General features: G+C 43.3%; 5 protein-coding genes. 2 read left to right on the top strand and 3 right to left on the bottom strand.

Translation table 11 applies throughout. The annotated features are described in order from the left end of the window. The 3 genes from tnpC to tnpA form a co-directional block, all read right to left on the bottom strand. A partial coding sequence (gene tnpC, locus RW114_RS19825) for an IS66 family transposase (RefSeq protein ID WP_340124466.1) occupies window positions 1-1,103 on the bottom strand: 1,103 nt, incomplete at its 3' end. A gap of 87 nt (window positions 1,104-1,190) precedes the next feature. After that, on the bottom strand, window positions 1,191-1,547 hold the full coding sequence (gene tnpB / locus RW114_RS19820) for an IS66 family insertion sequence element accessory protein TnpB (RefSeq protein ID WP_340124465.1): 357 nt from the start codon (window positions 1,545-1,547) through the stop codon (window positions 1,191-1,193). Further along, the gene (gene tnpA / locus RW114_RS19815; RefSeq protein ID WP_340124464.1) at window positions 1,544-1,873 is read right to left on the bottom strand and encodes an IS66 family insertion sequence element accessory protein TnpA; all 330 of its coding nucleotides are present in this window, start codon (window positions 1,871-1,873) and stop codon (window positions 1,544-1,546) included. Before tnpA ends, tnpB begins: the two co-directional genes overlap by 4 nt. A gap of 56 nt (window positions 1,874-1,929) precedes the next feature. Between tnpA and RW114_RS19810 the strand changes: the two genes are divergently transcribed. Next, entirely contained in the window at window positions 1,930-2,625 is a 696-nt protein-coding gene (locus RW114_RS19810) for an HNH endonuclease (RefSeq protein WP_340124463.1), read from the top strand. A gap of 449 nt (window positions 2,626-3,074) precedes the next feature. Further along, on the top strand, window positions 3,075-4,121 hold the full coding sequence (locus tag RW114_RS19805) for an IS630 family transposase (protein ID WP_340124462.1): 1,047 nt from the start codon (window positions 3,075-3,077) through the stop codon (window positions 4,119-4,121). The last annotated feature ends 782 nt before the right edge of the window (window positions 4,122-4,903 follow it).

Here is a 4,903-nt window from a genome sequence, read left to right as displayed (position 1 = left end):
AAGTCTTTGAGCTGTTTTTCTAGGAGGTAAAGTGCCCTGAATTTACGCAGTGCAGTGTGTGCCATGCCAAATTTATTCTCGCGACTGGCTTTCGGTAGCGCCTTCAACGCTTCATCGAATTTTCGCCGCGCATGCGCCATACAACCAACCAGAAGGCAACTCTCTGATGCCAGAGCATGATATCCGGCAAAGCCATCGACTTGTAAATAGCCTTTAAAGTTCTGTAAAAAGGTGACTGCATGTGATCCTGCGCGGGTCGCCTGATATTCATACAAAACAATCGGGCACGCCGTCTCATGGCCGCCACTCTGGTAGAGCCACATATAGGACTTAGATTGTGTGTCTCGCCCATCCTGGATGACATTCAAAGTCGTTTCATCGGCTTGAAGGATCTTCTGACGGATCAGGTGTTCATGCAGCCGATCATAAAAAGGCGTGAGCAATTCAGCGGATTTCAATACCCAGTTTGATAAGGTTGCACGGGAAAGATCAATGCTTAAGCGTTTGAAGATCATTTCCTGCCGATACAGCGGCAAACTATCCATGAATTTAGCGACAATGATATAAGCCAACAGACTGGCGGAGGCAAAGCTGCGTGGAATCGGTTGGACGGGTTTGGGAGCGATCAACAGGCCATTCTCACAGGCACGGCAGCCATATTTAACCTGCACATGCTCAATGATTTTTATTTGTGCCGGAATGATTTCTAACTGTTCGGATTTGTCTTCGCCCGCTTCATGCAGTGCATGACCACAGTCACAGACGCGCTCGGCTTCCGGCAATTCATAACGCACCACTTTACGCGGGATATGTTTGGATAACGGTTTTCGGCCTGGTTTTTTACGCTGATACGCGATTGTTTCTTCGAGTTCGCCTTCGTTCTGTGGTAAGGCGTCAAGAATCGATTCAGCCTCATTAAACAATTCCATTTGCTCAGGATACTTCTCACTGGAAGTACCGAAACGTTTATGTTGAAATAGACGAAACTGCTCTTCATACCACTTCAGTTTTTCCTGTAATTGCTCGACGGTAAGCTGATAATCCTGCACCATTTTATGCAGAGCAACGGTATCATTGGGCAGGGTTTCTGGAAGTGGTTTCATAGTATGAATTATACCATGAAACGCAGGTTAACTCATTGTTTAATAGGTAATTATCATGTAATAATTGGGATAAAAATGACACCAAAATCAGTTATTTTGCAAGCCATAAACAGGCTTGTGCGCCTGCGCTTGTTGGCACGACAACCCTTCCAGTAACCACTGCAATTCACGCACGCTTAATGATACGGACTGTTGATTCGACCCACTTGACCACTGGAATTTCCCCTTATCCAGACGGCGATAATATAACCAAAAACCATTACACTCCCAATACAAGATTTTCAGCTTATCGCGAGCACGATTACAAAACACAAAAACACTCCCGCTGAAAGGATCATGCGCAAGTTGTTCCGAAACAATCAGCGACAGCCCATTAATGGATTTACGCATGTCGGTAAACCCAATCGCAAGATACACTTGATTAACTGAAAACCCGCTGATCATGACACCGACCTTAGTAATTTCAGTAACGGCTTCAAAGAAGCCATGTCAGCCTGAGGATTAATTTCCAGACTAAAGCCATTAGCATGGGTTAATCGGAGCACGTTACAATCGGAAATCCCGTTTGCAGAGACAGACTCATGTGCAAGCAACTGCACCGGAACCAGTTGACTTGATTGTTTTGCTGACGAACTGAACTTCTTTTTGTAATAGCTAAAAATGTGCGCCTTAATGCCATGCTCTTTACAGTACTCAGTCTGAGATAAACTGCTGGCTAGCCATTGTGCTATATGGCTTTGCATAGCGGCGTGATTTTGATATGGATTCATGAATACCCCCTATTGAATAAGAGGCAGTAGTTTGCCTTGATTTTAAAGGCTTGAGTATGTGTGCTTTAATTGACGGTTACGATTCAGCACAACATCGTGCTCAAGTTGCTATTTGTTTGACAGAAGCAAAGTGGTTGCTTGAAATTACCTCAACTGTTTCCAGATTATTACCATCCGAGTTGGTTCGCAGTTTCGGGTCATTAACATTGCAAAATGGCAAGTTCGTGGTGCCGACTATCGATATTTTGGCTATATTACTACGCAGAGCTGCGAAACTCGCTCAGGTGCTCCCGAATCAAGCAGCTAATGATTTTGAATTACAGGTTCAGAAAGAACTTTCGAAGTTTCCTACCGATACATTTAAAGGTACGGAAGTCGAGCGCATGGTGCGTCAAAGAATCGGTCAGAATGTATTTCGTAATGCAATGCTCAATTATTGGGGCGGATCATGTGCTGTAACCAGTATTGCAGTGTCTGAAGTACTGAAAGCTAGCCATGCCAAACCCTGGGTAGACTGTACAAATGATACGGAACGCCTGGATGTGTTTAATGGCTTTTTGCTCAGCGCCAATTTGGATGCGCTATTTGACCGTTGTCTTATTACTTTTGACGACGATGGAAAAATCATTATCTCTACACGCTTAAGCCAGGATCAATGCGATACGCTTGGTTTGAGTCCTGATTTATGTTTGCGCTGGATCGCCAATGAACATTTGTTGTACCTTCAGTATCATAGGTCTTTGTTTTTGTAATTTGATTTTATTTGATTAAAAAGCTGCTAATCTCAACTGATAACTTGCGTTAATTGGCCTTAAAGAAAGCTACTGTATTACTCCCATTTGATTAAGAAATAGTCTAACTCCCGTCTTACTCTAAAACCGTTTAATTTTAGAGCGAGCTATGAAGTCAAGTAGCTTGCGCATTTGCAAATCGGTTATGGGCGAACCTCGTGCTAGCTGATTCTGAATACGCTCAGCCTTTTCGTGTACTGTTAATGTTATATAAACCATTTCGCCGTACTTCGTGAATAAGGTATTCAGCAGGATTAAGTTGAGGCGAATAGCTAGGCGTGTGCCAAAAGCTAAGACTAAACGCTGGTATACTTCGCACGGCCATAAATTGAGTTTTTTGCTAAACTGAACTTGAGGTTGTTATATATTGTTTAGTTTAACATTATGCCTTGTTGGCAGAAGGCCTTCCAATGACGATACATCTTGAATTCACCTCAGATGCCCTATCCATTTTGAACGATGAACGGTATAGCCATCCCGTGCCATTGGTTCAGCGTCGCATGGAAGCATTATTGTTGAAATGCCATGATCTACCCCACTCCCAGATTGCAAAGCTGGTGGGCGTTTGTGAAAACACGTTGCGAGATTACTTCGAGCTTTATCATAATGGCGGTGTTGAGAATTTGAGAACCATCAATTTTCATCGTCCCGAAAGCGAACTTTGTACGTATATCACCTCACTGGAAGCCTATTTTAAAGAGCATCCACCGGCGACCATTAGGAAAGCGCAAAACGATATTGAAACAATCACCGGCATTAAGCGAAGTCCCGCTCAAGTGGCAGCCTTCTTAAAAAAACTCAATTTGCGTTGTCGGAAAATTGGGATGATTCCTGCTAAAGCCGACCCGGATGCGAAGGAAGTCTATCTCCATGAGGTGATCCAGTCTCGCTTAGACGAGGCCCAGACAGCGCAGCGTGCTGTATTTTTCGTTGATGCCGCGTATTTTGTGTTGGTGCCCTTTCTTGGGTTTCTAGGGTCGGTAACGCGGCTTTTCATCAAGGCTCCCTCAGGACGGCAGCGTTTTAATATATTAGGCGCACTCAATGCGATCACACATGAACTCATTTCAGTCACCAATGACACCTACATTACTTCGAAAGAAGTTTGTGAATTATTGTACAAACTGGCGGCGTTACATTTAGATGTACCGATTACTTTATTCCTCGATAATGCGCCTTACCAGAAATGCCAGTTGGTAATGACGACGGCAGCGCGTTTGCAAATCGAACTCTGTTTCCTACCAACCTATTCGCCCAACCTTGATCTGATTGAGCGATTTTGGCGCTTCATCAAAAAAGAATGTTTATATTCCACCTATTATCCAAGCTTCGAACCGTTCAAGAATGCTATTGTAAATTGCCTGAACAACCCCCATACAAAACACAAGCCTTCCCTTGATTCTTTGCTAACATTACGCTTTCAGCTTTTTGAAAAAGCTCAATTCTTGACCGGGTGAAGTATAGTTTGCCTGTCTTGATATGGCGACTAATTGTTGCCCTGGATTTGCCGGTTAAAACGGTCGCTTGCTGGATATTCACATACATAATGCGCCAATTATCTCAAGAGTCGTTATTGAATAACGCAAATGATAACTTATGTTGAACGGCTTTGAACCTTAAAATAACGATGTCCATTTTCAGCACCGCCCAAAATTCAGGGCTTTCAGCTTAGTAGCAATAATTTCGACTAAGCTAATTATTGGATTTTCCGCAACGTCCAGGCTTGGATTTCCAGTCCTTATGGACCCGGAAAACTCCCACCTTATGGACTGCAATAAACAAGCTTGGGGTGCCTTACATAACTAGACCTTTAGATATCGGAAAATTAACCTATGGACTTACATTATTCAGCACTAACAATGCGCCGCAACCTTATCCTGCATAGCTCCATTGGTTGTCTTGGCTTGGTTGTCCAAGCTTGGTTGTTTAATATTTTGGTTGTCTAATATTAGTTGTCCAAGCTTGATAATCACCTATTTTTGAAATCCGATTTCCTAATCATCCATCAAAATACCAAGACGCTCACGCCGACCCACTAAAAACTTATCTCGTTCGGCTGCTTGTTCAAGCGCCTTGTTATAAATTGCATCGAGGACTTCTTTAGCCGGGAACTAGGCTGTCGAAATCAGCCCTTTTTCGCAAGCTAAACATTCCCCGATTTTTGGCTTTCAATATTATTGAAAAAAGCTTTGCGTTTCTTGCGTACGGTATAGGGGATGCTTGATTTCTCCCACATCTC

Source organism: Methylobacter svalbardensis (assembly GCF_037671525.1).
Taxonomy (GTDB): domain Bacteria; phylum Pseudomonadota; class Gammaproteobacteria; order Methylococcales; family Methylomonadaceae; genus Methylobacter_A; species Methylobacter_A svalbardensis.
This window is presented reverse-complemented; position numbering and strand designations above follow the sequence as displayed.